26 protein-coding genes are annotated in these 26,198 nt (G+C 71.4%); 9 read left to right on the top strand and 17 right to left on the bottom strand.

Annotation, left to right across the window (positions count from 1 at the left end):
• Positions 1 to 163: 163 nt before the first annotated feature.
• Together rph and DEJ50_RS12080 are read right to left on the bottom strand one after the other, a co-directional pair.
• On the bottom strand, positions 164 to 889 hold the full coding sequence (gene rph / locus DEJ50_RS12075) for a ribonuclease PH (protein WP_150207761.1): 726 nt from the start codon (positions 887 to 889) through the stop codon (positions 164 to 166).
• A 98-nt stretch (positions 890 to 987) separates the two neighbouring features.
• On the bottom strand, positions 988 to 1,236 hold the full coding sequence (locus tag DEJ50_RS12080) for a glucose PTS transporter subunit EIIB (RefSeq protein ID WP_223838098.1): 249 nt from the start codon (positions 1,234 to 1,236) through the stop codon (positions 988 to 990).
• 227 nt (positions 1,237 to 1,463) lie between these two features.
• Between DEJ50_RS12080 and DEJ50_RS12085 the strand changes: the two genes are divergently transcribed.
• Both DEJ50_RS12085 and DEJ50_RS12090 read left to right on the top strand, forming a co-directional pair.
• Positions 1,464 to 2,765 carry a PTS transporter subunit EIIC gene (locus tag DEJ50_RS12085; protein WP_150207764.1) on the top strand — a complete coding sequence of 434 codons (1,302 nt, stop codon included), beginning with the start codon at positions 1,464 to 1,466 and terminating at the stop codon, positions 2,763 to 2,765.
• Between the two features lie 297 nt (positions 2,766 to 3,062).
• Positions 3,063 to 4,328 (top strand): PTS transporter subunit EIIC, encoded by a 1,266-nt coding sequence (locus DEJ50_RS12090; RefSeq protein ID WP_150207768.1) that lies wholly within the window; start codon positions 3,063 to 3,065, stop codon positions 4,326 to 4,328.
• Positions 4,329 to 4,426: 98 nt separating this feature from the next.
• On the opposite strand, the gene DEJ50_RS12095 is transcribed toward DEJ50_RS12090, so the two are convergent.
• Positions 4,427 to 5,179, bottom strand: coding sequence for an MBL fold metallo-hydrolase (locus DEJ50_RS12095; protein ID WP_150207770.1), 753 nt, complete (start codon positions 5,177 to 5,179; stop codon positions 4,427 to 4,429).
• Positions 5,180 to 5,430: 251 nt separating this feature from the next.
• On the opposite strand from DEJ50_RS12095, the gene DEJ50_RS12100 reads away from it, so the two are divergent.
• Positions 5,431 to 5,844 (top strand): hypothetical protein, encoded by a 414-nt coding sequence (locus DEJ50_RS12100; RefSeq protein ID WP_150207772.1) that lies wholly within the window; start codon positions 5,431 to 5,433, stop codon positions 5,842 to 5,844.
• Positions 5,841 to 6,203 (top strand): DUF488 domain-containing protein, encoded by a 363-nt coding sequence (locus DEJ50_RS12105; RefSeq protein WP_150207774.1) that lies wholly within the window; start codon positions 5,841 to 5,843, stop codon positions 6,201 to 6,203. Before DEJ50_RS12100 ends, DEJ50_RS12105 begins: the two co-directional genes overlap by 4 nt.
• A 90-nt stretch (positions 6,204 to 6,293) precedes the next feature.
• Here the strand turns inward: DEJ50_RS12105 and DEJ50_RS12110 are convergent, their stop codons facing one another.
• The 8 genes from DEJ50_RS12110 to clpS all read right to left on the bottom strand — a co-directional run bounded on the left by DEJ50_RS12110 (position 6,294) and on the right by clpS (position 12,403).
• Positions 6,294 to 6,740, bottom strand: a complete 447-nt coding sequence (locus DEJ50_RS12110; protein WP_150207776.1) for a hypothetical protein — start codon at positions 6,738 to 6,740, stop codon at positions 6,294 to 6,296.
• 912 nt (positions 6,741 to 7,652) lie between these two features.
• Positions 7,653 to 8,603 (bottom strand): PLP-dependent cysteine synthase family protein, encoded by a 951-nt coding sequence (locus tag DEJ50_RS12115; protein ID WP_150207778.1) that lies wholly within the window; start codon positions 8,601 to 8,603, stop codon positions 7,653 to 7,655.
• On the bottom strand, positions 8,603 to 8,881 hold the full coding sequence (locus tag DEJ50_RS12120; RefSeq protein WP_150207780.1) for a MoaD/ThiS family protein: 279 nt from the start codon (positions 8,879 to 8,881) through the stop codon (positions 8,603 to 8,605). The genes DEJ50_RS12115 and DEJ50_RS12120 overlap by 1 nt, the downstream gene beginning before the upstream one ends.
• A gap of 87 nt (positions 8,882 to 8,968) precedes the next feature.
• The gene (locus DEJ50_RS35405) at positions 8,969 to 9,082 is read right to left on the bottom strand and encodes a putative leader peptide (protein ID WP_150207782.1); all 114 of its coding nucleotides are present in this window, start codon (positions 9,080 to 9,082) and stop codon (positions 8,969 to 8,971) included.
• Between the two features lie 100 nt (positions 9,083 to 9,182).
• On the bottom strand, positions 9,183 to 9,605 hold the full coding sequence (locus DEJ50_RS12130; protein WP_150207784.1) for a Mov34/MPN/PAD-1 family protein: 423 nt from the start codon (positions 9,603 to 9,605) through the stop codon (positions 9,183 to 9,185).
• A gap of 94 nt (positions 9,606 to 9,699) precedes the next feature.
• On the bottom strand, positions 9,700 to 11,169 hold the full coding sequence (locus DEJ50_RS12135; RefSeq protein WP_150207786.1) for an amino acid permease: 1,470 nt from the start codon (positions 11,167 to 11,169) through the stop codon (positions 9,700 to 9,702).
• 311 nt (positions 11,170 to 11,480) lie between these two features.
• The gene (locus tag DEJ50_RS12140) at positions 11,481 to 12,089 is read right to left on the bottom strand and encodes a DUF2017 domain-containing protein (protein WP_150207788.1); all 609 of its coding nucleotides are present in this window, start codon (positions 12,087 to 12,089) and stop codon (positions 11,481 to 11,483) included.
• Positions 12,089 to 12,403, bottom strand: a complete 315-nt coding sequence (gene clpS / locus DEJ50_RS12145) for an ATP-dependent Clp protease adapter ClpS (RefSeq protein ID WP_150207790.1) — start codon at positions 12,401 to 12,403, stop codon at positions 12,089 to 12,091. The genes DEJ50_RS12140 and clpS overlap by 1 nt, the downstream gene beginning before the upstream one ends.
• A gap of 114 nt (positions 12,404 to 12,517) precedes the next feature.
• On the opposite strand from clpS, the gene DEJ50_RS12150 reads away from it, so the two are divergent.
• The gene (locus tag DEJ50_RS12150) at positions 12,518 to 13,846 is read left to right on the top strand and encodes a nicotinate phosphoribosyltransferase (RefSeq protein ID WP_150207792.1); all 1,329 of its coding nucleotides are present in this window, start codon (positions 12,518 to 12,520) and stop codon (positions 13,844 to 13,846) included.
• A gap of 139 nt (positions 13,847 to 13,985) precedes the next feature.
• On the top strand, positions 13,986 to 14,600 hold the full coding sequence (locus DEJ50_RS12155; RefSeq protein ID WP_150207794.1) for a nicotinamidase: 615 nt from the start codon (positions 13,986 to 13,988) through the stop codon (positions 14,598 to 14,600).
• 19 nt (positions 14,601 to 14,619) lie between these two features.
• Here the strand turns inward: DEJ50_RS12155 and DEJ50_RS12160 are convergent, their stop codons facing one another.
• Positions 14,620 to 14,952, bottom strand: coding sequence for a hypothetical protein (locus DEJ50_RS12160; RefSeq protein WP_150207796.1), 333 nt, complete (start codon positions 14,950 to 14,952; stop codon positions 14,620 to 14,622).
• A 132-nt stretch (positions 14,953 to 15,084) separates the two neighbouring features.
• Positions 15,085 to 17,442 (bottom strand): immune inhibitor A domain-containing protein, encoded by a 2,358-nt coding sequence (locus DEJ50_RS12165; protein WP_150212078.1) that lies wholly within the window; start codon positions 17,440 to 17,442, stop codon positions 15,085 to 15,087.
• Between the two features lie 387 nt (positions 17,443 to 17,829).
• Between DEJ50_RS12165 and DEJ50_RS12170 the strand changes: the two genes are divergently transcribed.
• Positions 17,830 to 18,159, top strand: coding sequence for a hypothetical protein (locus DEJ50_RS12170; RefSeq protein WP_150207798.1), 330 nt, complete (start codon positions 17,830 to 17,832; stop codon positions 18,157 to 18,159).
• Here DEJ50_RS12170 and DEJ50_RS12175 read toward each other — a convergent pair.
• Both DEJ50_RS12175 and DEJ50_RS35210 read right to left on the bottom strand, forming a co-directional pair.
• A complete protein-coding gene (locus DEJ50_RS12175; protein ID WP_150207799.1) occupies positions 18,156 to 18,887 on the bottom strand; it encodes an RDD family protein in 732 nt (243 codons plus the stop codon). The two genes, DEJ50_RS12170 and DEJ50_RS12175, sit on opposite strands and share 4 nt — an antisense overlap.
• Positions 18,888 to 18,966: 79 nt before the next feature.
• Positions 18,967 to 20,289: an RDD family protein gene (locus DEJ50_RS35210; protein ID WP_263399189.1), complete on the bottom strand. Its 1,323-nt coding sequence runs from the start codon at positions 20,287 to 20,289 to the stop codon at positions 18,967 to 18,969.
• A 296-nt stretch (positions 20,290 to 20,585) separates the two neighbouring features.
• On the opposite strand from DEJ50_RS35210, the gene DEJ50_RS12185 reads away from it, so the two are divergent.
• Complete coding sequence (locus DEJ50_RS12185) at positions 20,586 to 21,065, top strand: SsgA family sporulation/cell division regulator (protein ID WP_150207803.1); 480 nt, start codon at positions 20,586 to 20,588, stop codon at positions 21,063 to 21,065.
• Positions 21,066 to 21,114: 49 nt separating this feature from the next.
• On the opposite strand, the gene DEJ50_RS12190 is transcribed toward DEJ50_RS12185, so the two are convergent.
• Positions 21,115 to 22,494: an FAD-binding oxidoreductase gene (locus DEJ50_RS12190; RefSeq protein ID WP_150207805.1), complete on the bottom strand. Its 1,380-nt coding sequence runs from the start codon at positions 22,492 to 22,494 to the stop codon at positions 21,115 to 21,117.
• 201 nt (positions 22,495 to 22,695) lie between these two features.
• On the opposite strand from DEJ50_RS12190, the gene DEJ50_RS12195 reads away from it, so the two are divergent.
• Positions 22,696 to 24,135, top strand: a complete 1,440-nt coding sequence (locus DEJ50_RS12195) for a tetratricopeptide repeat protein (RefSeq protein ID WP_223837722.1) — start codon at positions 22,696 to 22,698, stop codon at positions 24,133 to 24,135.
• A 792-nt stretch (positions 24,136 to 24,927) separates the two neighbouring features.
• Here DEJ50_RS12195 and hppD read toward each other — a convergent pair.
• Positions 24,928 to 26,073, bottom strand: a complete 1,146-nt coding sequence (gene hppD / locus DEJ50_RS12200) for a 4-hydroxyphenylpyruvate dioxygenase (RefSeq protein WP_150207807.1) — start codon at positions 26,071 to 26,073, stop codon at positions 24,928 to 24,930.
• Between the last annotated feature and the right edge of the window lie 125 nt (positions 26,074 to 26,198).

The raw sequence follows: 26,198 nt of genomic DNA on the forward strand, positions 1-26,198 counted from the left end.
CTCGGGTGTGGATGCGTGGACGGGCGTACGGCTTTCACCCCGTACGCCCGTACCCGCTGAGACGCCGGCAAGGGCGCCCCTGGTTGCTTCCGGCTCCGGGCTGCTTCCGGCTTCCGGTCTACGGATCCGGGCCTGAGGCTCCGGGCTCCGGGCGTGGAGCGCCTCAGGCTTCCAGTGCGTGCAGCTGGATGGCCTCCAGGTCCGCGCAGCCGCCGGCCGCGAGGTCCAGGAGGGCGTTGAGTTCCTTGCGGTCGAAGGGCTCGCCCTCGGCGGTGCCCTGGACCTCGACGAAACGGCCGTCGCCGGTGCAGACCACGTTCATGTCGGTCTCGGCGCGGACGTCCTCCTCGTAGCAGAGGTCGAGGAGCGGGACGCCGTCGACGATGCCCACGCTGACGGCGGCGACGGTGCCGGTGAGCGGCTTGCGGCCGGCCTTGATCAGCTTCTTGGACTGTCCCCAGGCGACGGCGTCGGCGAGGGCGACGTAGGCGCCGGTGATGGCGGCGGTGCGGGTGCCGCCGTCGGCCTGGAGGACATCGCAGTCCAGGACGATGGTGTTTTCACCAAGCGCCTTGTAGTCGATGACGGCGCGCAGGGAGCGTCCGATCAGGCGGGAGATCTCGTGGGTGCGTCCACCGATCTTGCCGCGGACGGACTCGCGGTCGCCGCGGGTGTTGGTGGAGCGGGGCAGCATCGAGTATTCGCTGGTGACCCAGCCTTCGCCGCTGCCCTTGCGCCAGCGCGGGACGCCTTCGGTGAAGGAGGCGGTGCAGAAGACCTTGGTGTCACCGAAGGAGATGAGGACGGAGCCCTCTGCGTGCTTGCTCCATCCGCGTTCGATGGTGACCGGGCGGAGCTGTTCGGGCGTACGGCCGTCAATGCGAGACATGGTTCCGAGCCTAGCCTGCGCGGGTGTACGCGAAGACCCCGTCCGGGTGTCCGGGACGGGGTCTGTTCGTCCGTGCGGGGTGAGCCGGTGGGCTCAGCTCACATCATGTCTTCGATCTCGCCGGCGATCGGGTCGGCGTCGGTGCCGATGACGACCTGGACCGCGGTGCCCATCTTGACGACGCCGTGGGCGCCGGCGGCCTTCAGGGCGGCCTCGTCGACGAGCTCGGGGTCGTGGACCTCGGTGCGGAGACGGGTGATGCAGCCCTCGACCTCTTCGATGTTGTCGATGCCGCCGAGCCCGGCGACGATCTTCTCAGCCTTGGTGGCCATGTGTTCTCCCTGAATGCCTGAAGTACCTGAGTGCCCGAGTGCCCGAGCACGGCCCGCATACCGGTCTGGTTTGTCACGGTAGCCCACGGTTGGCCCAACTTCGCGAGCGCAGGTCCGCCGTCTACCGAATGATGACGATCAGCAGTCCCCTGCCCGCCGGGCCGGTGATCTGTGACGGCATCACAACTGGTCTACACCAGTGTGCCCCAACTGCCAAAACGGGCCGGTCAGGGAGGACTGAGATGAGCGCGAGCAGCGCCGCCGCAGCGCCACGGCAGCAGTGGTGGAACGGCTTGTTCCAGGGGCTCCAGAAGATGGGGCGCAGCCTGCAGCTGCCCATCGCAGTCCTGCCCGCGGCGGGCATCATCACCCGGCTCGGGCAGCCCGACGTGTTCGGCGCGGACGGCCTGGACTGGACCGTCGTGGCCAGGGTGATGTCGGGTGCGGGCGGCGCCCTGCTGGACCCGGATCTCGGCCTGCCCCTGCTGTTCTGCATCGGCGTCGCCATCGGCATGGCGAAGAAGGCGGACGGTTCGACGGCACTGGCGGCCACGGCCGGCTTCCTGGTCTACCGGGGGGTGCTGCACGCCTTCCCGAACGCATGCCCGCTGGGATCGAAGAACGTCGGGGGCGGCTGTCTGACTCCGACCGGCACCTTCACCGGGTTCACGTACCAGAACCCGGGGGTGTTCGGCGGCATCGTCATGGGCCTGCTGGCCGCCTGGTTCTGGCAGCGGTACCACCGGGTGAAGCTGGTCGACTGGCTGGGCTTCTTCAACGGCCGCCGGCTGGTGCCGATCATCATGTCCTTCGTGGCGATCGGCTTTGCCGCGATCTGCCTGTGGGTCTGGCCGGCGGTGGGCAGTGCACTGGAGAGCTTCTCCGACTGGCTGGTGAGCCTGGGCTCCTGGGGGTCGGGCATCTTCGGCGTGGCGAACCGCGCGCTGCTGGTGATCGGCCTGCACCAGTTCCTCAATGTGCCGGTGTGGTTCCAGTTCGGCTCGTACACCAAGCCGGACGGGGTGACGGTGCACGGCGACATCAACATGTTCCTCAGTGGCGACCCGAACGCGGGCCAGTTCCTGACCGGCTTCTTCCCGATCATGATGTTCGCCCTCCCGGCGGCGGCCCTGGCGATGACGCACTGCGCGAAGCCGCAGCGCCGCAAGGAGGTCGGCGGCCTGATGCTGTCGGTCGCCCTGACCTCCTTCGTCACGGGGATCACGGAGCCGCTGGAGTACTCCTTCCTCTTCGTGGCGCCGGCGCTGTACGCGGTCCATGCGCTGCTGACGGGCGTGTCGATGGCGGTGAGCTGGGCCCTGGGGGTCAAGGACGGGTTCAGCTTCTCGGCCGGCCTGATCGACTACGTCATCAACTGGAGCCTGGCCACCAAGCCCTGGATGATCATTCCGATCGGCCTCGCCTTCGCCGTCGTCTATTACGTGATCTTCCGGTTCGCGATCACCAGGTTCGACATCCCGACGCCGGGCCGGGAATCGGACGAGGAGATCGCGGCGATGGAGGCGGAGAACACCAAGGCATAGGGCGAAGACGCACGCAAACCGCAGGAAGCGGCGGGCCTTTGGACCCGGCGCCGGAAGGCCCTCGGAACCTGTGTTCCGAGGGCCTTCCGGCGTACCCGGGGCCGCCCCACCGCATGTGGTCCAGGCCACAAGAAATCGAAGGTTCCTTATCTAACCCCTGCCGTGCTACAACTGGTCTACACCACGCAATGGTGTAGACCACGCGCCTTGCCCGGGCCGTGGACCCCCCGTTCTGAGACGCCGCCCGTCCCCCCTCCAGCAGGTCCCCTGGCGGCGCCTTGCCCACTGGAGGAAGTTGTGACCACGGCTAGCGCTGCCCCGGCGGCCGAGAAGAAGAAGGGCTCCGCCGCGATGGCTGTCATGCAGCGCATCGGTCGCAGCCTGATGCTCCCCGTTGCGGTGCTCCCCGCCGGCGCCCTGCTGATCCGCCTCGGCCAGAGCGACATGCTCGGCAAGGACTCGTTGCCCGACTTCATCAACAAGATCGCCACCTACATGGCGGCAGGCGGCGACGCGATCATCGGCAACATGGCGCTGCTGTTCGCCGTCGGCATCGCGATCGGCTTCGCCAAGAAGGCGGACGGCTCGACCGCGCTCGCGGCCGTCACCGGCTACCTCGTGTTCCAGAAGGTGCTCGCGACCTTCACCGACCCGAGCCTGCCGAAGGTCGCGAAGGTCGTCGACGGCAAGATCGCGATGGTCGAAGCCCCGGTGGACGCCAAGGTCCTCGGCGGAGTCGTGATGGGCATCGTGGTCGCGCTGCTCTACCAGCGCTTCTACCGCACCAAGCTGCCGGACTGGGCGGGCTTCTTCGGTGGCCGCCGGCTGGTCCCGATCCTCTCCGCCTTCGCGGGTCTGTTCATCGGCATCCTGTTCGGCTACATCTGGCCGGTCCTCGGCAAGGGCATCCACGGCTTCGGTGAGTGGCTGGTCGGCTCCGGCGCGGTCGGCGCGGGCATCTTCGGTGTCGCCAACCGTGCGCTGATCCCGGTCGGCATGCACCACCTGCTGAACTCCTTCCCCTGGTTCCAGGCCGGCGAGTACAACGGCAAGAGCGGCGACATCGCCCGCTTCCTCGAGGGCGACCCGACCGCCGGACAGTTCATGACCGGCTTCTTCCCGATCATGATGTTCGCCCTCCCGGCGGCCTGCCTCGCGATCGTCCACTGCGCCCGCCCCGAGCGCCGCAAGGTCGTCGGCGGCATGATGCTCTCCCTCGCGCTCACCGCCTTCGTCACCGGTGTGACCGAGCCGATCGAGTTCACCTTCATGTTCATCGCCCCGGTCCTGTACGCGGTGCACGCCGTGCTGACCGGTGTCTCGATGGCACTGACCTGGGCCCTCGGTATGAAGGACGGCTTCGGCTTCTCCGCCGGTGCGATCGACTTCTTCCTGAACCTCGGTATCGCGACCAAGCCTTGGATGCTCGTCCTGGTCGGCCTCTGCTTCGCGGCGGTCTACTACGCGATCTTCCGCTTCGCGATCCTCAAGTGGAACCTCCCCACGCCGGGCCGCGAGTCCGACGAGGAGCTCGCCGAACTCCAGAAGGCCGAAGGCAAGTAGGCCGTCAGGCCCTGCCTGTACCGGTACGCACGGCGAAGCCCCCGCTCTCCCTCGGGAGGGCGGGGGCTTCTTCGTCGTACGGGTACCGGGGGGCGGGCCTAGACCTCGTACACCGCGCCAGGGGATGCCAGCTCGACCGGGCCGTCGTACACCGCGCGGGCGTCGGTGAGGTTGCGGACCGGGTCGGTCCACGGCGGGATGTGGGTGAGGAGGAGCCGGCCGACATTGCCGCTGCGGGCGTACTCCCCGGCCTCGCGGCCGTTGAGGTGGAGGTCCGGGATGTCCTCCTTGCCGTGCGTGAAGGAGGCCTCGCACAGGAACAGGTCTGCGCCCTCGGCGAGCAGCCCGAGCTCGGCGCAGGCGCCGGTGTCCCCGGAGTAGGTCAGCACCCGGCCGCCGTGTTCGACCCGGATGCCGTACGACTCGACCGGATGCGCGACCCGTTCGGTGCGCACCTGGAAGGGGCCGATCTCGAAGACTCCGGACTTCAGGGTGCGGAAGTCGAAGACCTCGCTCATCGCGCGCTCGTCCGGCACGTCCTCGTACGCCGTGGTCAGCCGCCGCTCGGTGCCTTCCGGCCCGTAGACCGGGATGGTGCCGCAACGGCCGCCGTCGTGGCGGTAGTAGCGGGCCACGAAGTACCCGCACATGTCGATGCAGTGATCGGCGTGGAGATGGCTCAGGAAGATCGCGTCGAGGTCGTAGAGGCCGCTGTGGCGCTGCAGCTCGCCCAGGGCGCCGTTGCCCATGTCGAGGAGCAGCCGGAAGCCGTCGGCCTCGACGAGGTAGCTCGAGCAGGCCGATTCCGCGGAGGGAAAGGAGCCCGAGCAGCCGACGACGGTGAGCTTCATGGAGCAGGAACCTCCGTGGACGGTCCGTGGACGGAAGCGACGGATGCGCGGCGCCGTGCGTGGGTCGAGCGTAAGGCGCGAACCGGCCGGTCGCTCCTCCGCGGCAGGCCGTTGTGGGGGAACTCACCTGTGGTGTCACCCGGGGGAGCGACGGGCCGCCCCGGGTTGCCGCACGGCCGGCCGTGCGGTCGGCTGTGCCGCCGGCCGTGTCTTGTCGCGCCCTGCGGTGCGGGCGCGGTTACGGTCGATGCATGGACACGTCGTGGTGGCCTGCGGTCGCCGCGGTGGTGGCCGTGGCCCTCGTCGTGCTGGTCGCGGGCCGCCACCCCGCTCCGCCGCCGCCGGCCCGGGTGCGGCACGGACCGGGACCCGAGCCTCGGCCCCGGGCGGGCGAGATCTGGCGGCTGGAGGACGACCTGCCGTGCCTGGTGCTGTCGGTACGGGCGCACCGGGCGCGGATCGCGCGGATCACCACGAAGTACCACGACGAGCGGCCCGGGGTGATCCCCCTCCCGCCGGGCGGGGAAGGCGATGTCCACGGCCGCGCCGGATTCCTGGAGGCGGACCGGCCGATCGAGGTGTCGGTGTGGGAGTTCCGGCGGCGGGTGGGCGAGTTGGATCCGGCGCTGTGGGACGAGGTGAAGGGACTGGGAGGCGGGCGATGATCCGGCTGCGTCGGGTGTACGAGCCACCGGACCCGGTGGCTGACGGCGTACGGGTGCTGGTGGACCGGCTGTGGCCGCGCGGGCTGGCGAAGGCGGAGGCGGGGGTCGACGAATGGCCGAAGGTCCTGACGCCGTCCGCGGAGCTGCGGACCTGGTACCACTCGGGGGCGGGGTCCTGGGAGGAGTTCCGGGCCCGGTACGAGGCGGAGTTGGCGGGGGCGGGCGCCGAGGCGGAGGCTGCGCTGGCGCACCTGCGGGCGATGGCCGCGGCGGGGACGGTGACGCTGCTGACCGCGGTCAAGGAGCCGGGACAGAGCCATGCGGCGGTGCTGGCGGAGGTGTTGGCGGGGCCGTCGTAGCGCCCATCAGGCGATGCCCGGCTGCCCGGCTGCCCGGCCGAGCACCGCGCCCGCCTGACGGGCGGGCGCGGCTGGCGGCCGGGCGGCGCCTCACTGCCTGGCCGTCTCCTGCTCGGGGTGGTTGGTGCACAGGGCCCAGATGATGAAGACGGCGATGGCGATCGCGATGAGCGCCCAGATCGGCTGGTAGGGCAGCCAGAGGAAGTGCGCGATCGCGGACAGGGCGGCCAGGACGATACCGGTGATCCGGCCCCATTCGGCGCCCTTGAGGATGGCGAAGCCGGTGATGAGGACCAGGATGCCGAGGATCAGGTGGATCCAGCCCCAGGTGGTGAGGTCGGCTTTGAAGACGTAGTCGCCGACGCGCTGGTAGACCTCGTCCTCCGCGATGCCGGCGATGCCTTCGAAGATCGCGAAGACTCCCATCACGGTCAGCAGGACGCCGGCGAACAGCGTGCCGCCGGCTGCCCAGGGGTTGGTGGGGCCGGGGCGGGGGGTCGGGGTCACGGGGGATGCACTGCCCGGTGTGGTGCTCATGGCGCCACCTTCCTGTGGCGGGAAACCGGTCGGTTCCGAGCGTGCGGCAGGCTGCCGCCCCCGGCGACCACGCAGACCCAAACGGGTGAACCCGCCGCCCCGCCCCGGGCCGACCGGCAGGCCGCGGGCGCCGGCTCGCCCGCCCCGAGCCCAGCTGGGGGCCCGGCAGGCCGGAACCGCGCAACCGGGCCGACGGCGCCCCGCGGGCCTGGACGGGCTCAGCCCGGGCCCAGTCCAGTCCGCTTGGCTCGGCAAGCCACCGCCTTGCCGCGGGCGACGGCTCGGCCGGCAGGCCCAGCGGCCGGAGCGGGCCCAGCCCGTGACCCGGCCGTGCCCGGCCGGGCCAGGTCAAAACCGGGCGGTACCACCGCGCCGGGCCGGACAGGGCAGAGCACCGCGGGCACCGCGGGCGGGGACAGGCGGGGCCACCGCCGCCCCGTAAGCGGCGGCACGGCCGGCAGGCCGGGGGCCCGCGCAACCGGGCCGACGGCGCGCCGCGGGCGGGCCGGGCTCAGGCCCTGCCAGGCCGACAGGGCGAAGCCCAGCCCAAGTCCGCCGGCCCGGCGGGCCACCGCCCTGTCCCGGGCGGCGGCCCGGCCGGGGCGGGCTCCGAGGACGGGCCCGGGCCCGGGCTGAGCCCGGCAGGCCGCCGTCTGGCGAGCCCAGCCCCGGGGCCCAGTCCGGCCGGGTCAAAACCGGGCGGTGCCACCGCCCACCCGGCAGCAGGCCGGGACCGGGCCGACAGCGGCCCGCGGGCCACCGCCCTGTCGCGGGCGGCGGCTCAGCCGTGCCGGGCCCCGAGGGCGGGCCCGGGCTGGGGCCGGCGGGCCGGTGCCCTGTGGGCCCGGGCCCACAGGGCCCAGAGGCCGGGGTGGGCTCAGGCCGGGCCCAGGTGCCCCGGCCCGGGTAGGGCTACGCCCAGAGTTGGCCCTGGAGGGTGGCGATTGCTGCTTCTGTCGTGGGTGCCGTGTAGACGCCCGTCGACAGGTACTTCCAGCCGCCGTCCGCGACCACGAAGACGATGTCCGCCGGTTCGCCGGCGGCGACCGCCTTGCGGCCCACGCCGATCGCCGCGTGCAGCGCCGCGCCCGTGGAGACGCCCGCGAAGATGCCCTCCTGCTGGAGGAGCTCCCGGGTCCGGGTCACCGCGTCTGCGGAGCCGACCGAGAAGCGCGAGGTCAGGACCGACGCGTCGTAGAGCTCCGGGACGAAGCCCTCGTCCAGGTTGCGCAGGCCGTAGACCAGGTCGTCGTACCGCGGCTCCGCCGCGACGATCTTGACCTCCGGCTTGTGCTCCCGCAGGTAGCGGCCCACGCCCATCAGCGTGCCCGTGGTGCCCAGGCCCGCCACGAAGTGGGTGATGGAGGGGAGGTCGGCGAGGATCTCCGGGCCCGTCGTGGCGTAGTGCGCGCCCGCGTTGTCCGGGTTGCCGTACTGGTAGAGCATCACCCAGGACGGGTTCTGCGCGGCCAGTTCCTTCGCCACCCGGACCGCGGTGTTCGAACCGCCCGCCGCCGGCGACGAGATGATCTCGGCTCCCCACATGGCCAGCAGGTCACGGCGCTCCTGCGACGTGTTCTCCGGCATCACGCAGACCATCTTGTAGCCCTTGAGCCTCGCGGCCATGGCCAGCGAGATCCCGGTGTTGCCCGAGGTGGGTTCCAGGATGGTGCAGCCGGGGGTCAGCCGGCCGTCCTTCTCCGCCTGCTCGACCATGTGGAGCGCCGGGCGGTCCTTGATCGAGCCGGTCGGGTTGCGGTCCTCCAGCTTCGCCCAGATCCGCACGTCCGCGGACGGGGAGAGGCGGGGCAGGCGCACCAGCGGGGTGTTGCCCACCGCTGCCAGCGGGGAGTCGTAGCGCATTACTTGGAGCCGCCGGCGACGGCCGGAAGGATCGTGACGTTGTCGCCGTCGGTGAGCTTGGTGGTGATGCCGTCGAGGAAGCGGACGTCCTCGTCGTTGAGGTAGACGTTGACGAAGCGGCGCAGCTGGCCGTTGTCCACGATGCGCGCCTCGATGCCCTGGTGGCGGGTCTCGAGGTCGGCGAAGAGGTCGGCGAGGGTGGCGCCCTCACCGGTCACGGACTTCTGGCCGTCCGTGTAGGTGCGGAGGATGGTGGGGATGCTGACCTCGATGGCCATGGCTGGCTCCTGAATCGTCACGTAGGGGCGCGCGCGGCTCTGCGCCCCCGCGCGGATGGGGCGTCTGGTGCTGGGTGGTGCGGCGTTTCAGGCAGCGGGACAGATCGCGCTGGCGAGGCGGCACAGGTCGACGTGCAGCCGCGCCACGAGCAGCAGCTGCCTGCCGCCGGGCGTCTCGATGCTCACGTCGTGGGAAACCATGCGGGCATCGTAACGATTCCCCGTCACCCGAAAGGAGTGTCGTCTCGGATCGCGGACCCGTAACGTTCACATGGTGGGCGGGCCGGGGGCGGGGCCGGGGTCAGTACTCGGCCACGACCTGCACTTCTTCCTCGGTGATGACCCCGTCCACGATGCGGTACGAGCGGAATTGGAACTCGCCCAGGCCGTCCGTGTCCGCCGTCGAGACGAGTACGTAGTGCGCGCCGGGCTCGTTCGCGTACGTGACATCGGTGCGCGAGGGGTACGCCTCGGTCGCGGTGTGCGAGTGGTAGACGATGACGGGCTCCTCGTCCCGGTCGTCCATCTCGCGGTAGAGCTTGAGCAGGTCCTTGGAGTCGAATTCGTAGAACGTGGGCGACCGGGCGGCGTTGAGCATCGGGATGAACCGCTCGGGACGGCCGGTGCCCACCGGGCCGGCCACGACGCCGCACGCCTCGTCCGGGTGGTCCTTGCGGGCGTGCTCGACGATCTGGTCGTACAGGGCCTGGGTGAGGGTCAGCATGAGCGACAGGATAAGCAGACGGGCCCTCCCGTACCGAGGAGTGGTACGGGAGGGCCCGGATGCTGGACAGGAGCGTGGCGCAGCCTGCGTGGGGTTACGCCTTCCGGCCGGCCTTCGCGGTCTTGGCCGCGGTCCCGGCGACCTCGGCCGTGCGGTCCTTGCGGAGCCACAGGAAGAAGTAGCCGAGGGCGAGCAGCAGGCCCCAGAGCGGTGCGCAGTACAGCGAGACCCGGGCGTCCTTGTCGGCGCCCATCATCACGATCACCATGCCGATGAAGAACAGGGCGAACCAGCTGGTCCACGGGGCGCCGGGGGCGCGGAACGTGGACGTGGGGAGCTCGCCGCGGTCGGCCTTGGCGCGGTAGCGCAGCTGGCAGACCAGGATCATGATCCAGGCCCACATGCCGGAGATGGTGGCGAAGGAGACCACGTAGTCGAAGGCCTTGCCGGGCGCCACGTAGTTGATCCAGACGCCCACCAGCATCAGCGAGGCCGAGAAGGTGGTGCCGAGCAGCGGGGTGCCGTTCTTGGTGAGCCGCGTGAAGAACTTCGGGCCCTGGCCGTTCATCGCGAGGTCGCGCAGCATCCGGCCGGTGGAGTACATGCCCGAGTTGCACGAGGACAGGGCGGCGGTGAGCACCACGAAGTTGACGATGGCGGCGCCGACGCCGAGGCCCATCCGCTCGAAGGCGGCGACGAAGGGCGAGACGCCCGGCTGGAAGTGCGTCCACGGCACGACCGAAAGGATCATGATCAGCGCGCCGACGTAGAAGACGGCGATCCGCCACGGCACGGTGTTGATGGCCTTGGGGAGGGTCTTCTCGGGGTCCTTGGACTCGCCGGCGGTGACGCCGACCAGCTCGACCGCGAGGAAGGCGAACATCACGATCTGCAGGGTCATCAGCGTGCCGCCGATGCCCTTGGGGAAGAAGCCGCCGTCGTTCCACAGGTTGGAGACGGTCGCGGTGTCCGCGGCGTCGGAGAAGCCGATGGTGAGGATGCCGGCGCAGATCAGGATCATGCCGACGATGGCGGTGACCTTGACCATGGAGAACCAGAACTCGAGCTCACCGAAGAGCTTCACGGAGATCAGGTTCGCGCCGTAGAGGATCACCGTGAAGATCAGCGCGTAGGCCCATTGCGGGAAGCTTTCGTGGGTCCAGTACGACATGTACTGCGCTGCCGCGGTGACCTCGGTGATGCCCGTGACCACCCAGAACAGCCAGTACGTCCAGCCGGTGACGAAGCCCGCGAAGGGGCCGATGAACTCACGGGCGTAGTCCGAGAAGGACCCCGCGACCGGGCGGTACATGAGCAGCTCGCCCAGGGCCCGCATGATGAAGAAGATGACCAGGCCCGCGATGGCGTAGGCCAGGATCAGGCTCGGGCCGGCCTTCGAGATGGCCTTGCCCGCGCCCAGGAAGAGCCCGGTGCCGATGGCTCCGCCGATCGCGATCATCTGGATCTGGCGGGCGCCGAGTGTGCGGTGGTAGCCGTCGCCGGCTGCGGCTGCCGTGTCGTCGCCGGACGGCCGTTCGTTCTTCTCGACCTGCACAGAGGTCATGTTTGGTGCGCCTTTCTCCACGCCGGTCCGCGCCTTCGAATGGCTGCGGATCGGGTCCTCGATCCCCCCGGATACGGATTGGAGTTGCACGCCGGCGGTCAGCCGGTTCAAGCGGCGCCGAGAGGACAGGGGTGGCGTCCTGTCGGCGGTCGTGAAGATTTATCACGGCTTGAGAGTGATCGGAGGTACGAAATGTGACGTGGGGCACAGGGAAAGTGGATCAAGGACGCCGAAATACGACAGATCACCACAACGTGGTGATCTGATCGTTATCCGGATTTGAGCGTCCGCTGAGCGAACGGAACACCAACTCAGAGTGTCTCGATGAGGGTCTCCTGAAGGCCGCCCAGCCACAGGTAGGCCATCACCATCGGCTTGCGCGGGTCCTCGTCCGGCAGCCGCATCAGCTCCGCACTCTCCTCGTCCTCGGTGATCTCCAGCCGGGCCGCGATGGTCAGGCGCAGGTCGTTCAGCGCCCCGAGCCAGCGCAGCGGCAGCTCCCCGGTGAGCTCCAGCACGGCCCCGCCGTCCCCGGCGGGGCTGAGTCCGTTCAGGCTGTGCACCACGGCCAGCGCGTCCTCGCGCTTGCGGGTGCGTAGGTCGTTCTCGGTGAACCGGCGGAACTCCGCCGACCGGGCCTTCAGCTCGGCCGGGTCCACGCCCTCGTCCCCGGCGGTCGGGCCGCCGTACGCATCCGGGAACAGCCGGGCCAGCGCCGGGTCGGACGGGGGCTCGGTCGGCCCCTCCTCCACCGAGGCGAACAGCGCGGCCAGCGGGTCGGCATCGGCGGCCGGCTCGGGCTCGCCGGGTCCGATCAGCTCCAGCAGCTGGACGGCGAGGGAGCGCAGGATCGAGATCTCGATCTCGTCCAGCGCGACGGCGGCGCCGCCGCCCTTGAGCGGCGCGAAGGTGCCGCCCATCAGTTGCGGTCCTGGGAGAGGGTCGCCCACAGGCCGTAGCCGTGCATGGCCTGCACGTCGCGCTCCATTTCCTCGCGGGTGCCGCTGGACACGACCGCCCGCCCCTTGTGGTGGACGTCGAGCATCAGTTTGTGCGCGATGTCCTTGGAATACCCGAAGTACGCCTGGAACACGTACGTCACGTAGCTCATGAGGTTGACCGGGTCGTTGTGCACCAGGGTCACCCAGGGGACATCCGGTTCGGGAACCGCGGCGGTCTCTTCAGCCGATTCGGTGCGTTCGATCTCAATGGGAGCAACACTCACTTGTCCCATGCTGCCACCGTGACCGGCCCGTCGCACAAACGGGGCCCCGGCGCGCGCCGTCGGCCGGCCGCCGGACCCCCCAGTTCTCGTCAGTTTGACGAAATGCGTGCTAGCATCCATGCCATGAACCCTGCGGACCTGGGCCTGCCGGTGGACGTACCGTCGACAGCGCTCTTCACGGACCATTACGAGCTGACGATGCTGCAGGCCGCCCTGGCGAACGGCACCGCCGACCGCCGCTCGGTCTTCGAGGTGTTCACCCGCCGACTGCCCGAAGGACGGCGCTACGGCGTCGTGGGCGGCACCGGGCGGGTGCTGGACGCGGTGGAGAACTTCCGCTTCGACTCCGCGGTGCTGGAGTTCCTCCGGGACCGGGCCGTGGTCGACATGCGCACCCTGGACTGGCTCTCCTCGTACCGCTTCTCGGGCGACATCTGGGGCTACCCGGAGGGCGAGGTCTACTTCCCGGGCTCGCCGGTCCTGCGGGTGGAGGGCAGCTTCGCGGAGTGCGTGCTGCTGGAGACCGTGATCCTGTCGATCCTCAACCACGACTCGGCGATCGCCGCGGCGGCCTCCCGGATGGCCTCCGCGGCCGGCGACCGGCCGCTGATCGAGATGGGTGCCCGGCGCACCCACGAGCTGGCGGCGGTCGCCGCCTCGCGCGCGGCGTACGTGGGCGGCTTCACCTCCACCTCGGACCTGGCGGCCGGCTTCCGGTACGGCATCCCGACGGTCGGCACCTCGGCGCACGCATTCACCCTGCTGCACGACAGCGAGCGGGACGCATTCACCGCCCAGGTGGCCTCGCTGGGCGGCGGAACCACTCTTCTGGTGGACACCTACGACGTCGCCGAGGCGGTCCGTACGGCGGTGGAGGTGGCCGGCACCGGGCTGGGCGCGGTCCGGATCGACTCCGGCGACCTGCTGCTGGTCGCGCACCGGGTGCGGCAGCAGCTGGACGAGCTGGGCGCGACCGGCACGAAGATCGTGGTCACCTCCGACCTGGACGAGTACGCCATCGCCTCGCTGGCGGCGGCGCCGGTGGACGCGTACGGGGTGGGCACCCAGCTGGTGACCGGCAGCGGGCACCCGACCTGCTCGATGGTCTACAAGCTGGTGGCCCGGGCGACCTCGGCGGACCCGAAGGCGCCGCTGCAGCCGGTGGCGAAGAAGTCCACCGGCGGGAAGACCTCGGTGGGCGGCCGGAAGTGGGCGGCGCGGCGCCGGGACGCGGACGGCGTGGCCGAGGCGGAGGTGATCGGCACCGGGCCGGTGCCGGCGGCGCTGGCGGGCGGACAGCTGCTGGTGCAGCTGGTGAAGGGCGGCGAGGTCGTGGCCCGGGAGCCGCTGGAGGCGGCCCGGGAACGGCACCGGGAGGCCCGGGCGGGGCTTCCGCTGTCGGCCACGCAGTTGTCGCGGGGCGAGGCGGTCATCCCGACGGAGTACGTGTAGCCAGGGGTCGGGGCCGCAGGTTCGGGAAGGCGCGGGGCGGGGGAAGAGGGTCCCGCAGGGGGTGCCACCGTCGGGCCGTACAGCCAGTCAGCCACAGCGAGCCAGTCAGCCAGCCGCCATCGAGCCGAAGGACAGCGCCATGCACCGCGCACTGATCGTCGTCGACGTACAAAACGACTTCTGCGAAGGCGGCAGCCTTGCGGTCCCCGGCGGCGCCGACGTCGCCGCCGCGATCACCGAGCTGATCGGCCAGGCCACCCCCGGCTACCGCCATGTCGTCGCCACCCGGGACCACCACATCGACCCCGGATCGCACTTCGCCCGGCCCCCGGCCGAGCCCGACTACGAGACCTCCTGGCCGGTGCACTGCGTGGCCGGCACGGAGGGCGTCGGGTTCCATCCGAACTTCGCGCCCGCCGTCGCCTCCGGCGCCGTCGCCGCCGTCTTCGACAAGGGGGCGTACGACGCCGCCTACAGCGGCTTCGAGGGCACCGACGAGAACGGCACCGGCCTCACCCAGTGGCTGCGCGACCGCGAGGTCACCGAGGTGGACGTGGTCGGGATCGCCACCGACCACTGTGTGAAGGCCACCGCCCTCGACGCCGCCCGCGCCGGCTTCCGCACCCATGTGCTGCTGGACCTGACCGCGGGCGTGGCCCCGCACACCACCCGGCGGGCGCTGGAGCAGCTCCGGACGGCCGGTGTGGAGCTGACCGGCGTCCCGGTGGTGGCGGGCGGCCAGGACCCCGCCTAGCGGCCGACGGGGGCCTCGGTCAGGCACCCCGCAGCAGGGCCCTTATCGGGTGCCACAGCTCCTCCGCGTCGTCCGGCGCCGTCCGCCAGAGCAGCCCGTCCGGATGGTGGAGCACCGCCGTGACCTCGTCCGGGGTCGGCGGCTGGGTGTTCCCCCGCAGGTAGACGGCGCGCATGCCGAGGTTCCGCAGCCTGGTCAGGGCGCGGGCCCGGTTCACGGCGTGGACCAGTACGCGGACCGAGCCGGCCGGGCCGACGGCCGGCGCGCCGGCCGCGTCCGCCACCGGTCTGGGCAGGGTCAGGGCGACCACGACGCTCCCGTTCGGGAGCTTGACGAAACCTCCGCCAGGCATGTGCTGTATCTCCCCCGTGAGACAAGATCGGAGCGGAGTGTCAATAAGACACTCGCACCGGCATCTAAACGCGATCGGCCGCCGCCCGCTAGAGGGCGACGGCCGATCATGCTCTGACCTGCGGTTTTATAATTACTTCGAGGAGGGGCCGACCTCGACCGTCATCTGGAGACCGTCGTACGGCTCCTTGACGATCTTGATCTTGGTGTTGGTGTCAGTGACCTTCACCGAACCGGTCGGGTTCTCGTCGTAGTAGTACTTGCCCTTGCGGTCGTCGAAGACCAGGTTCGCGGGCTTCGGCTTCAGGAACAGCGACTCGCCGTTCTTGTGCAGGGTGAACGCGTCCGTCGAGTAGGCGCTGAAGGTCGCGTCGTACGGCTGGATCTTGTTCCGCAGCAGGGTGCCGTCGGCCCACTTCATGGGCTTGGCGTTCGCGTCGATCGGCAGGATCAGGCCCTGGCCGGGGTGGACGCTGGTGTTGTTGTCCTTCTGCGAGGTGTCCCACTGCCAGATCAGCAGGCCGTCCTGGTACGGGTAGTGCTCGACCCAGTCGGGGCGGGTGTTCGCGAAGCCGAAGTTGTACGGGCCGACCTTGAGGGTCCGGTCGTACGAGACATAGCGACGGTTCTCCGCCAGGTAGTACTGCGCGTACTCCTTGGTGAAGCCCTGGCCGATCCGGGAGAAGCCCTTGCCGGTCCAGCCGTTGTCGCCGTTCTCCGCACCGTCGGTGAAGAGCGCGGCGCCGTCCGCCGTCAGGGTGATGGCGTCGGCCGCGAAGCCCTTGCCGCCCGCGCCGCCGTCCGTCTGGTAGCGGAACCGGAGGTCGACCTTCTTGCCCGCATAGGCGTCCAGCGGGAAGTTCAGGTCCTGCCAGCCGCCGGAGACGTCGGTCAGCGACGGGGAACCCGCGGCATCGACCGGGATGGCCTTGCCGTTGGCGGTGCCGGCCAGCGCGGTCCAGGTGGCGCCGCCGTCGGTGGACACCTCGGTGTAGAGGTAGTCGTAGTCCTTCTCGATGTCCCACCAGCCCTTGAGGGACAGGGCGGCGGACGTCTTGCCGGACAGGTCGACCGACCGGGTGAGGGTGTTCTTCAGGTCGTCACCCATGTTGCTCCACCACTGGGCGGAACCCTCGGCCGGCGCGACGACCTCGGTGGTGACCTTCTTCTTCGGCAGCTCGACGACCAGCGCCTGCTTGTCCTTGGTGTTGTACTCCGCCACACCCAGCTTGTGCGTGGACTTCGTCGCGGCCTTGGCCGTGTCGTAGTTCAGCCAGCCGAGCTGCAGCTTGTCCCAGGCGGTCATGTCGCCCGGCATGTCGCCTATGGAGTCCTTGCCCTCGCCGAGCCAGGAGCCCGCCGACATCAGGGACCAGAAGCCGACGCCGTTCTCGCCGCCGCCCGAGGTGTCGTACAGGTCGGGCAGGCCCAGGTCGTGGGCGTACTCGTGGGCGAAGACACCGAGGCCGCCGTTTTCGGGCTGCATGGTGTAGTCGCCGACCCAGATGCCGGTGTTGCCGATCTGGGTGCCGCCGGCCTTGTTGTTCTCCGGGCCGGTCTTGCCCGCGTTGGTGCCGTAGGCGTACCAGCGGTGCGCCCACAGCGCGTTCGCGCCCTCGACGCCGCCGCCGGCCGACTCGTCCTCGCCCGCGTGGACGATCTGGAAGTGGTCGATGTAGCCGTCGGGCTCGTTGAAGTTGCCGTCGCCGTCGAAGTCGTAGCGGTCCCAGAGGTCGTACTGGGCCAGCTTCTCCTTGATCTGGGCGTCGGTCTTGCCCGCCTTCTTCTGGCCCTCGGCCCAGGCGGTCACACCGTCGCGGACGGTGTCCCACACGTTGGCGCAGTTGCTGCTGCCGCAGTAGTTGGAGCCGTAACGGGCCTCGTTGTACGGGACCTTGACCCAGTCGGCGACCTCGCCCTCGACCGAGTAACGGCCCGAGGAGGTCTTCTCCATGTAGGTCTTCAGAGAGTGCTTGCCGGCGCCGGTACCGAAGTACAGCTCCTGGAAGTACTTCTGGTTGTAGTCCTTGCGCCAGACCGTGCTGTTGTCCTTGGCGCGGTCCGGCTGCGCGATCTTGTTGTGCAGCGGGCCGGGCGTGCCGCCGTACTTGACCACCGGCGGCTTGGGGCCGTCGGCGCCGTCCGGGTCGTGCATGGTCTGGTTGTCGACCTGGTCACCGAACTCGACGAGAATGGTGAAGATCTTGTCGGTCTTCTCCCGGCCGAGCTCGACGTACTTCTTGTCGTCGAGCTTGACGACCTTGGAGGCACCGCGCTGCTCGGTGTCCTTCTTGCCGGACAGCACCTGCTCCAGGGCGGCCTTCTTGGCCTGCTCCTGCTGCTTGCTGAAGGGGCCTTCGAGGTCGTGCTCGACGTGCGCCTTCGACGGAGCGGTCGGGTCCTGGCGGTCGGCAACGGGGGCGCCGGGGCCCTTGTCGTCGGCCTGGGCGCTGAAGGTGAAGGCGAGACCGGAAGCTGCGGTGGCGGCCATGGTCACGGCCACGGCGGTGGCGCGCAGCGCTCGTCTTCTTGCGGAATTGCTGGTCACTTGATGTCGTTCCCCTCCCGCGGCCGCTCATGGACGGTCGGAACTTCGCCAAAGGAATGGGGTGTTCCGCGCGGCGCGCGTCTCAAGTGACGCTATTTGACCGGAGACACTCGAGAAAAGACAGACCTTGACTTGGCCCGGCCAACTGCACTATGCGGTCAGTCAGTTCCGCTATTCGGACGTTCCGCCGACTATCAGGGACTTCCGGGGCGAACCGTGACTCCGTGCGCCCCCTGTGCCCCGGCACCGTGTGTCAGGTCACGCTTACCATCGGTACCGCCCGGGAATTCACGGTCGTAGAGTCACTCCGCCTTGAGGACGGATACCACCATGCCGCGTCCGACTGTCGCACAGCTCGCCTACGGGACCGCCGCCGTGGTCGTGTCGACGATCGCCATGCTGCTGCTCTCCCAGACCAGCGCCGGGCCGGGGATCGCCGTCATCACCACGGCCGCGCTCGCACTCGGTCTGCTGGTGGCCCTCACCGTACCGATGCCGAAGCGGCGCCGGCAGCGGGCCGAGGCGCCTCCGGCTGCGGCAGCACCTGCGACAGCACCCGAGGCGGCACCTGCGGCAGCCGCTCCTGCCGCACAAACGACTGCGACCGCCCGGGTGCCTGAGCCTCGGGCGGTCGCTGCCGAACATCCTGTGCACCACTAGGTGGCGGTGACCACCACCGTCTTGGCGACCTTGTCGTGCAGGCCCTGCTTGTAGGGCTTGTCGACGAGCATCGAGATGATGAGCGCGATCGGCCACAGGCAGAAGCAGCACAGCAGGGTCGGGATCCAGAGCACGGCGGCCCGGCTCAGCGAGGCGCTCGACGAGGGCACGCTGCCGTCGTTGAGCATCGCCACCCGCAGCCCCATCAGCTTCTTGCCGATGGGCTGGCCGTTCTTCTTGGTGAAGAACCAGTCGTAGCCGACGTACGCGATGATCCCGATCAGGGTCCAGATCAGTCCGCTGCCGTTGTAGGAGCGGGTGATGATCTGGGTGACGTCGTCGCCCTCGTTCGTCTCGACCGTGTACCGGTCGGTGTTGAAGGGCAGTTGGATCAGGAAGAGCGGGACCGTGACGATGAGCGCGTCGACGATCCGGGCGGCGAGCCGCTTGCCGAAGTCGGCGAGCGGCGGCATCCCGGCGAGCGGATCGGGCATGCCGTAGCCGCCGGTTCCGCCTCCCCCGTAGGGGTCACCGCCCCCGTACGGCGGCGGTGGCGGCGGATACCCTCCGCCACCCGGGGGCGGCGGCGGACCGCCGGGCGGGGTACCACCGGGCGGCGGCGGACCGCCGTACGGAGAACCGCCCGACGGAGGCGTCGGTTCCTGGGGCTTCTTGAGGAACGGGTCGTCCTCGGGACGCTCGCCCGGCGGCGGCTGATCGGTACTCATGGCCCGAGTCGAACCCGCCCCGCCCGCCCCCGCAACGGGACCGCGTCCGTTAGGGGGTGTCCGGCGGCTTGGGCACCCGCTAGCGACGGACGACGGTGGCGGCGGCCCGGTCGTGCCAGGCCCGGCGGCGGGGGCGGTCGAACAGGCACCACAGGGAGCCGGGGACGCCGAGGATCCCGTACACCAGCCAGCGGCGCAACGCCGCGCCGAACGACGGCGGCCGGCCGGTGGCCACCACCGCCACCCGGATGCCGAGCAGCTTCTTGCCCGGGGTGCGGCCCCACCGGGCGGTGGGCAGCACCTCGTAGAACACCCCGAAGACGAGCACCGCGCCGAGCACCACGGCCAGGTGCCCGGCGGTGGTGCCGTCCAGCAGCCACACCGTGACCGGCTCGCCGCCGCCGGCCCGCGCGGCCTCGTCCACCTTGACCCGGAGGTGTTCGGTCACCTCCGGTACGGACGGCCAGGCGACGGCCGTGCCGACCGCGGCGGGCGCCAGCGAGTCCAGCAGCCGGGCCGCCAGCCGCCGCCCGAGCCCGGCGGGCCGCTCGGCCCGGTCCGCCATCCGCTCGAACACGGCCCGGTCGGTGACGGGCGGCCGGGCCGTGCTCTCGGCGGCGGCCGGTGCGACGGGCTGCGACGGCTGCTGCTGCACCCGGGTGGGAGCCGGGGCCGGGGTCGGAGCCGGTGTCTGCGCCCGGGCGGGGAGCTGCTCGGCCGGGACGGCCGGCGCGGGAACCCGGTCCGGCCGCGCGGCGGGGGTGGGAGCAGGCGCGGGAGCGGGAGCGGGTGTTGCTGCGGGTGCGGGTGCGGGTACGGGCGTACGGGCCACCGGTCGGGCACTGCCCGCCGGCGCCGGCCAGCGGCCGTCGCTGTCGTCCGGCCGGGCGGGCGCGGGGGCGGGCGCCGGGGCGGGAGCCCGGGCGGGCGCGGGAGCCACCACCGGGGCGGGGGCCGGAACCGGGGCAGCCGCCGGAGTCGGGGCCGGCGCCGGGGCGGGGGCCGGCGCCGGGGCGGGGGCCGGAGCCGGGGCCGGAGCCGGGGCGGGGGCCGGAGCCGGGGCCGGAGCCGGGGCGGGGGCCGGAGCCGGGGCCGGAGCCGGGGCGCCCCAGGAGACGCGGTGGTCGCGGGGCCCGCCGAAGCCCGACTGCTGGGCGGGATCGGCCTGCCAGGCCGGCCGGTGCTCCCGGGCCTGGGCCACGGGGGCCACCGGGGTCATCGGGGACATCGCGCCGGTCTCGTCGAGGAAGACGGGCCCCGTCTCGTCCGCCGGGGTGGCGCGGCGGCTGGTGCCCGGCACCCATGCGGAACCGTTCCAGTAGCGGACGAACCCGGGGATGGACGGATCGGGGTAGTAGCCCTCGCGGGCCGCGTGCTCGCCGTCACCTGGGGAGGCCGTCAATGTCCCCAACTCCGATCGTGGCTTGAGGCTTGGCTTGTGCAAGGGACTTGCGCAAGGGAGGACCATAGCCAAGAACCCCGGCCCGACAGGTCCGGTAACGGGAGAATCCAAGCCTTCGGGCGAACCGCGGACCGTTCCCGACCCCTCCCGGCCCCTCCGGCCGTTTTCGGTCAGTCGAAGGATTCCGGCCAATCCTCGATTCCTCCCGGAAGTCGCGTCATGACCGCCCCTCGCCGCGCTCTCTCCTCATGCGGGGCCGGGACCCGGCCCCGCGCACCGCAGAGAGAGGCACCGTCATGCACCACCCGGTCATCGAGCGCGAACTGGAACTGAAGCTGGTCCTGTCGCCCGAACGCAGCATCGCCGTCCCCGCCCGCCTGACGTACCTCACGGCCGACCCGTACGCCGTGCACATCACCTTCCACGCGGGCTCCAGCGCCCCCGTGAACTGGACCTTCGCCCGCGAGCTGCTGGTCGAGGGGGTGTTCCGGCCCTGCGGTCACGGGGACGTACGGATCTGGCCCACCAAGATCGACGGCAGGGCGGTGCTGTGCATGGCCCTCAGTTCCCCCGACGGCGACGCCCTGCTGGAGGCCCCGGCAGCCGCGGTCTCCGCCTGGCTGGAGCGCACCCTGCGGGTGGTCCCGCCGGGCTCCGAGGCCGAGCGGCTCGGTCTGGACGAGGCCCTCGCCGAGCTGCTGGCGCCCACCCCGGCGGACGACCTGTGGCTGCGTGATCCGTGGCCCTCGGACGAGTCCGGGGACGCCGATCTCTGATGCACGGCCGGCCGGAGGCGCGGGGCCGTCGTCAGACGCAGCGCCGTCCTCAGAACAGTTTGCCGGGGTTGAGCAGGCCCAGCGGGTCGAAGGCCTGCTTGACCGCCCGCTGCATCTCCAGCCCCACCGGCCCCAGCTCGCGCGCCAGCCACTCCTTCTTGAGCACCCCCACCCCGTGCTCCCCGGTGATCGTGCCACCCAGCTCCAGCCCGAGCGCCATGATCTCGTCGAAGGATTCGCGGGCCCGGCGTGTTTCGTCCTCGTCCGCGGGGTCGAAGCACACCACCGGGTGGGTGTTCCCGTCCCCCGCGTGCGCGCACACCCCGACCGTCAGCGCGTACTTCGCGGCGATCGCCGCCGTCCCGTCCAGCATCTCCGCCAGCCGCGACCGCGGCACGCACACGTCGTCGATCATGGTGGCCGGCCGGAGCGCCTCCAGAGCGGTCAGCGACATCCGCCGGGCCTGGAGGAGGAGTTCGGACTCCGCTTCGTCCTCGGCGGGCACCACCGCGGTGGCCCCGGCGGCCGTGCACAGCTCCCCCACCGCCGCCAGAGCGGCCGGGGCGTCCGGGGTGTCGAAGGCGGCCAGCAGCAGGGCCTCGGTGGTCTCCGGCAGCCCCATCCGCCCCAGCGCGTTGACCGCCCCTACGGTCGTACGGTCCATCAGCTCCAGCAGCGAGGGCGTCAGTCCGGCCGCCATGACGGCGCAGACCGCGTCGCAGGCAGCCGCCGCCGTCGGGAACTCGGCGGCCAGTGCCAGCTGCCGGGGCGGCGCGGGCCGCAGCGCGAGAACGGCCCGGACCACCACGCCGAGGCTGCCCTCGGAGCCGACGAACAGCCGGGTCAGGTCGTACCCGGCCACCCCCTTGGCAGTACGGCGGCCGGTGCGCAGCAGCCGGCCGTCGGCGAGGACCACGTCGAGCCCGAGCACGTACTCGGCGGTGACCCCGTACTTGACGCAGCACAGCCCGCCGGAGGCGGTGCCGATGTTGCCGCCGATGGTGCACTGCTCCCAGCTGGACGGGTCGGGCGGGTAGTACAGGCCCTGCTCCGCCACGGCCCGCGAGAGCACCGCGTTGACCACGCCGGGCTCGACCACGGCGATCCGGTCGACGGGATTGATCTCGAGGATCCGGTCCATCTTCAGCAGCGAGAGCAGGATGCAGCCGTCGGAGGCGTTGGCGGCGCCGGACAGCCCGGTGCGGGCGCCCTGCGGGACGACGGGGACCCGGAACTCGGTGGCGGTGCGCATGACGTACTGGACCTGCTCGACGGTCCGCGGCAGTACCACGGCGGCGGGGCGGCCGGCGGCGCAGAAGCTGGCCATGTCGGTGGCGTAGGAGGCGGTCACATCGGGGTCGGTGAGCAGGGCCTCCGGCGGGAGCCCTGCGGCGAGCCGGGTGTGCAGCCGGGCCTGGAGGTCGTCCATGGGGCCAGGGTGTCACCGGGGGCCATCGGTGTGAACACGGCGGCGCTCTTCTTCGGACACCGCGGCGCGCTCTTCATATTGACGCACAGTAAGCGGGTGGAATCTCAGCGACCTCAGCAACCTCAGAAGCCTCAACAGCCTCGGGAACGCAGAGCGCGACCGGCCGGCCGCCGGGCGGAATTCCAGCCGTCGGCCCAGCCCGTGACCTTCACCGGCCGCAAGACGGTCGTGGCCACGGCCATCGCCGTGGTCCTGATCGCCGGCGCGCTGGTGATCCGCCCGGCCCGGGTGGACGACGATCCGCGCCCGCCCGGCCCGTCCGAACGGGCGGCGTCGGCGGTCGGCATGGGCTCGCCGGCGGCCTCGGTGGACCTTGCGGCGCTGATCAAGGACCGCGAGGCGTGGCTGCGCGAGCACACCGGGGATCACGGTTCGTGGGCGGTGCTGGGCTCGGCCTATCTGGAGCAGGCGCGGCGCGGATCGGACCCGGCCTGGTATCCGAAGGCCGAGAAGGCGCTGAAGCGGTCGCTGGAGCTGCGGTCGGCCGGGCAGGGCAACTTCGACGCGATGACGGGCATGGGTGCGCTCGCCAATGCCCGGGGGGACTTCGTGACCGGGAAGAAGTGGGGCGAGCTGGTGCGGGCGCAGTCGCCGCGGCGCTGGACGGCGTATCCGGTGCTGGTGGACGCGTACTCGGGGGCCGGGGACTACAAGGCGGCCGAGGCGGCCATGGAGCGGCTGGTGGAACTGCGGCCGGGCCTGGCCGCGTATGCGCGGGCCGCGCAGGTCTACCGGGACCGGGGCTGGCGGGAGGACGCGACGGCCTCGATGGAGAAGGCAGCGGGCGCGGCGCGGACCCCGGCGGAGAAGGCGTACTGCCTGTCCCGGCTGGGCGAGCTGGCCTGGGAGCGGGGCGAGGCGACGGAGTCGCTGCGGCTGTACGAGGCGGCCCTGCGCACGGATCCGGCCCAGCCGCAGGCCCTGGGCGGCCGGGCCCGGGCGCTGGCCTCGCTGGGGCGGGGCGGGGAGGCGGTCCGCGACTACCGGATGGCACTGGGCCGGTCTGCGGTGCCGCGGCTGGCGCTGGAGCTCGGGGAGCTGCTGGAGTCCCTGGACCGGGAGGACGAGGCCAGGGCGGCGGACGGGCCGTACACCCTGCTGGCGGGGCTGGCGGCGAAGGGCGGTACGCAGGAGGCGGTGGTGCTGGGCCTGTACGAGGCGGACCACGGGGACCGGACCTCGGCGGTGCGGCGGCTGACGGCGGAGTGGGACCGGCACAAGAGCGTGCAGGTGGCGGACGCGCTGGGGTGGGCGCTGCACCGGTCCGGGGACTCCGAGTCGGGTCTGGAGTACGCGAAGAAGGCGACGGACCTGGGGCTGCGGAGCGCGGACTTCGCGTACCACCGGGCCATGATGGAACGCGCGCTGGGCGACACGGCGTCGGCGCGGCGGCACCTGCAGGAGGCGCTGCGGACGAACCCGGGGTTCTCGCCGGTGCGGGCGGCGGCGGCGAAGGAGGCGCTGGCGGCGGTGGGGGAGCCGGGGGCGGGCGGGCCGGTGAATGTGCGGCCGAGGGGGAAGTGGGTGGCGCCGGACATGAGCCAGTACATCGTCCCGGCCAAACCGAAACCAACCCGCTGACCGCACGTTCGCCGGGCAGTGCGGGGGCCGCGCCGGCGCTGAGCCGCGGCACCGGGTCCGCCCGGCCGGTGCGAGGGCCTGCCCGTGCAGGGAGTCGCGGCGGACTCCGCCCTGCCTGGGCAGGGGGCCGCGCCGGCGGTGAGCTGCGGTACCGGGTCCGCCCGGCCGGTCCCCTGTGCCGGCCGGGCGTGCCCGACGGGCGGCTCCGTGCATGCCCCCGGCCGGGCCGGCCCGGACACACCCCTCCGGCATCCGGCGGCCCGGCGGGGCCGTTCCCTGCGGGGCATTGCCCCTCCCCACCCCTCCCCGCTCCCTGGGGCTCCGCCCCAGACCCCACGCGCGAGCGCCGGCGCGGGGCGCGGCTCCGGCCACGCAGCGGCCCTGGGGGCGCGGCCCGGCGGGGCTCCGCCCCAACCCAGGCGCGGGGCGCGGGCCGCGCAGCGGCCCTGAGGCGCGGCTCCGTGGGGCTCCGCGCCAGACCCCACACGTGGGCGCGGGCCCGGGGCGCGGCCCCGGCCGCGCAGCGGCCCTGGGGGCGCGGCTCCGTGGGGCTTCGCCCCAACCCAGGCGTGGGCACAGGCCGCGCAGCGGCCCGGGGCCGCGGTCCCGGGCGCGGAGCGCCCCGTGGGGCGCCGCTCCCTGGGGCTCCGCGCCAGACCCCACACGTGGGCGCGGGCACAGGCCACGCAGGGTCCGGGGCGGAGCCCCGGTTTCGGGGAGGGGTGGGGTGGGGGCAGACCAGGCCGCGCCCAGCCCCCGGAGGGGCAGGCGTTGGCCGGCCCCGGGTGACCCCTAGAGGTTGCCCCGCTTCTCCTGCTCCCGCTCGATCGCCTCGAACAGCGCCTTGAAGTTCCCCTTGCCGAAGCCCATCGACCCGTGCCGCTCGATGATCTCGAAGAACACCGTCGGCCGGTCCTGCACCGGCTTGGTGAAGATCTGCAGCAGGTAGCCGTCCTCGTCCCGGTCCGCCAGGATCTTCAGCTCGCGCAGCTCGTCGATCGGCACCCGGGTGTCGCCGACCCACTCGCCCAGCGTGTCGTAGTACGTGTCCGGAACCGACAGGAACTGCACGCCCGCCGCCCGCATCGTCCGCACCGTCGCCACGATGTCGTTGCTCGCCAGCGCGATGTGCTGGACGCCCGGGCCGCCGTAGAACTCCAGGTACTCGTCGATCTGCGACTTCTTCTTCGCGATCGCCGGCTCGTTGATCGGGAACTTGACCTTCTTCGTCCCGTCCGCGACCACCTTCGACATCAGCGCCGAGTACTCGGTCGCGATGTCGTCGCCCACGAACTCCTTCATGTTCGTGAAGCCCATGACCTTGTTGTAGAAGGCGACCCACTCGTTCATGCGGCCGAGCTCGACGTTGCCGACGCAGTGGTCGATGGCCTGGAAGGTCCGCTTGGCCGGCGGCTCGACGATCGGGTCGGCGGCCGTGTAGCCGGGCAGGTAGGGGCCGGAGTAGGCGGAGCGGTCGACCAGGGTGTGGCGGGTCTGGCCGTAGGTGGCGATGGCGGCCAGCACCACCGTGCCGTGCTCGTCGGTGATCTCGTACGGCTCGTCCAGGCCGCGGGCGCCCTGCTCGACCGCGTACTTGTACGCGGCCCGCGCGTCCGGGACCTCGATGGCGAGGTCGACGACGCCGTCGCCGTGCTCGGCCACGTGCTCGGCGAGGAACCGGCCGTGGTCGGTGGTCGCCTTGATGACCGAGGTCAGGACGAACCGGGCGGAGCCGTTGGTGAGGACGTAACTGGCCGTCTCGCGGCTGCCGTTCTCCGGTCCGGAGTACGCCACGAGCTTCATGCCGAAGGCGGTGGAGTAGTAGTGCGCGGCCTGCTTGGCATTGCCGACGGCGAAGACCACCGCGTCCATCCCCTTCACCGGGAAGGGGTCGGCCTCACGCGCGGTCTCGGGGCTGTGGTCCAGGGTCTCAGTCATGACCGCAGAGTCCCGCCGATCCACAAGCTGCGCAATAGTTTCTTGTTCCGGTATACAGATTGCCCAGCATGCGCTCGGCTGGACTGGAATATCTGTGCAGGATGACCACCGGAAGACAGGAAGGC

The sequence above is a fragment of the Streptomyces venezuelae genome (assembly GCF_008642295.1).
GTDB classification, from domain to species: Bacteria; Actinomycetota; Actinomycetes; order Streptomycetales; family Streptomycetaceae; genus Streptomyces; species Streptomyces venezuelae_C.

Coding starts and splice junctions, on each gene's coding strand:
- rph (WP_150207761.1), bottom strand. CDS start 889: ATGTCTCGCATTGACGGCCGTACGCCCGAACAGCTCCGCCCGGTCACC.
- DEJ50_RS12085 (WP_150207764.1), top strand. CDS start 1,464: ATGAGCGCGAGCAGCGCCGCCGCAGCGCCACGGCAGCAGTGGTGGAAC.
- DEJ50_RS12095 (WP_150207770.1), bottom strand. CDS start 5,179: ATGAAGCTCACCGTCGTCGGCTGCTCGGGCTCCTTTCCCTCCGCGGAA.
- DEJ50_RS12100 (WP_150207772.1), top strand. CDS start 5,431: ATGGACACGTCGTGGTGGCCTGCGGTCGCCGCGGTGGTGGCCGTGGCC.
- DEJ50_RS12105 (WP_150207774.1), top strand. CDS start 5,841: ATGATCCGGCTGCGTCGGGTGTACGAGCCACCGGACCCGGTGGCTGAC.
- DEJ50_RS12110 (WP_150207776.1), bottom strand. CDS start 6,740: ATGAGCACCACACCGGGCAGTGCATCCCCCGTGACCCCGACCCCCCGC.
- DEJ50_RS12115 (WP_150207778.1), bottom strand. CDS start 8,603: ATGCGCTACGACTCCCCGCTGGCAGCGGTGGGCAACACCCCGCTGGTG.
- DEJ50_RS12120 (WP_150207780.1), bottom strand. CDS start 8,881: ATGGCCATCGAGGTCAGCATCCCCACCATCCTCCGCACCTACACGGAC.
- DEJ50_RS35405 (WP_150207782.1), bottom strand. CDS start 9,082: ATGGTTTCCCACGACGTGAGCATCGAGACGCCCGGCGGCAGGCAGCTG.
- DEJ50_RS12130 (WP_150207784.1), bottom strand. CDS start 9,605: ATGCTGACCCTCACCCAGGCCCTGTACGACCAGATCGTCGAGCACGCC.
- DEJ50_RS12135 (WP_150207786.1), bottom strand. CDS start 11,169: ATGACCTCTGTGCAGGTCGAGAAGAACGAACGGCCGTCCGGCGACGAC.
- DEJ50_RS12140 (WP_150207788.1), bottom strand. CDS start 12,089: ATGGGCGGCACCTTCGCGCCGCTCAAGGGCGGCGGCGCCGCCGTCGCG.
- clpS (WP_150207790.1), bottom strand. CDS start 12,403: ATGGGACAAGTGAGTGTTGCTCCCATTGAGATCGAACGCACCGAATCG.
- DEJ50_RS12150 (WP_150207792.1), top strand. CDS start 12,518: ATGAACCCTGCGGACCTGGGCCTGCCGGTGGACGTACCGTCGACAGCG.
- DEJ50_RS12155 (WP_150207794.1), top strand. CDS start 13,986: ATGCACCGCGCACTGATCGTCGTCGACGTACAAAACGACTTCTGCGAA.
- DEJ50_RS12160 (WP_150207796.1), bottom strand. CDS start 14,952: ATGCCTGGCGGAGGTTTCGTCAAGCTCCCGAACGGGAGCGTCGTGGTC.
- DEJ50_RS12165 (WP_150212078.1), bottom strand. CDS start 17,442: ATGGCCGCCACCGCAGCTTCCGGTCTCGCCTTCACCTTCAGCGCCCAG.
- DEJ50_RS12170 (WP_150207798.1), top strand. CDS start 17,830: ATGCCGCGTCCGACTGTCGCACAGCTCGCCTACGGGACCGCCGCCGTG.
- DEJ50_RS12175 (WP_150207799.1), bottom strand. CDS start 18,887: ATGAGTACCGATCAGCCGCCGCCGGGCGAGCGTCCCGAGGACGACCCG.
- DEJ50_RS12185 (WP_150207803.1), top strand. CDS start 20,586: ATGCACCACCCGGTCATCGAGCGCGAACTGGAACTGAAGCTGGTCCTG.
- DEJ50_RS12190 (WP_150207805.1), bottom strand. CDS start 22,494: ATGGACGACCTCCAGGCCCGGCTGCACACCCGGCTCGCCGCAGGGCTC.
- hppD (WP_150207807.1), bottom strand. CDS start 26,073: ATGACTGAGACCCTGGACCACAGCCCCGAGACCGCGCGTGAGGCCGAC.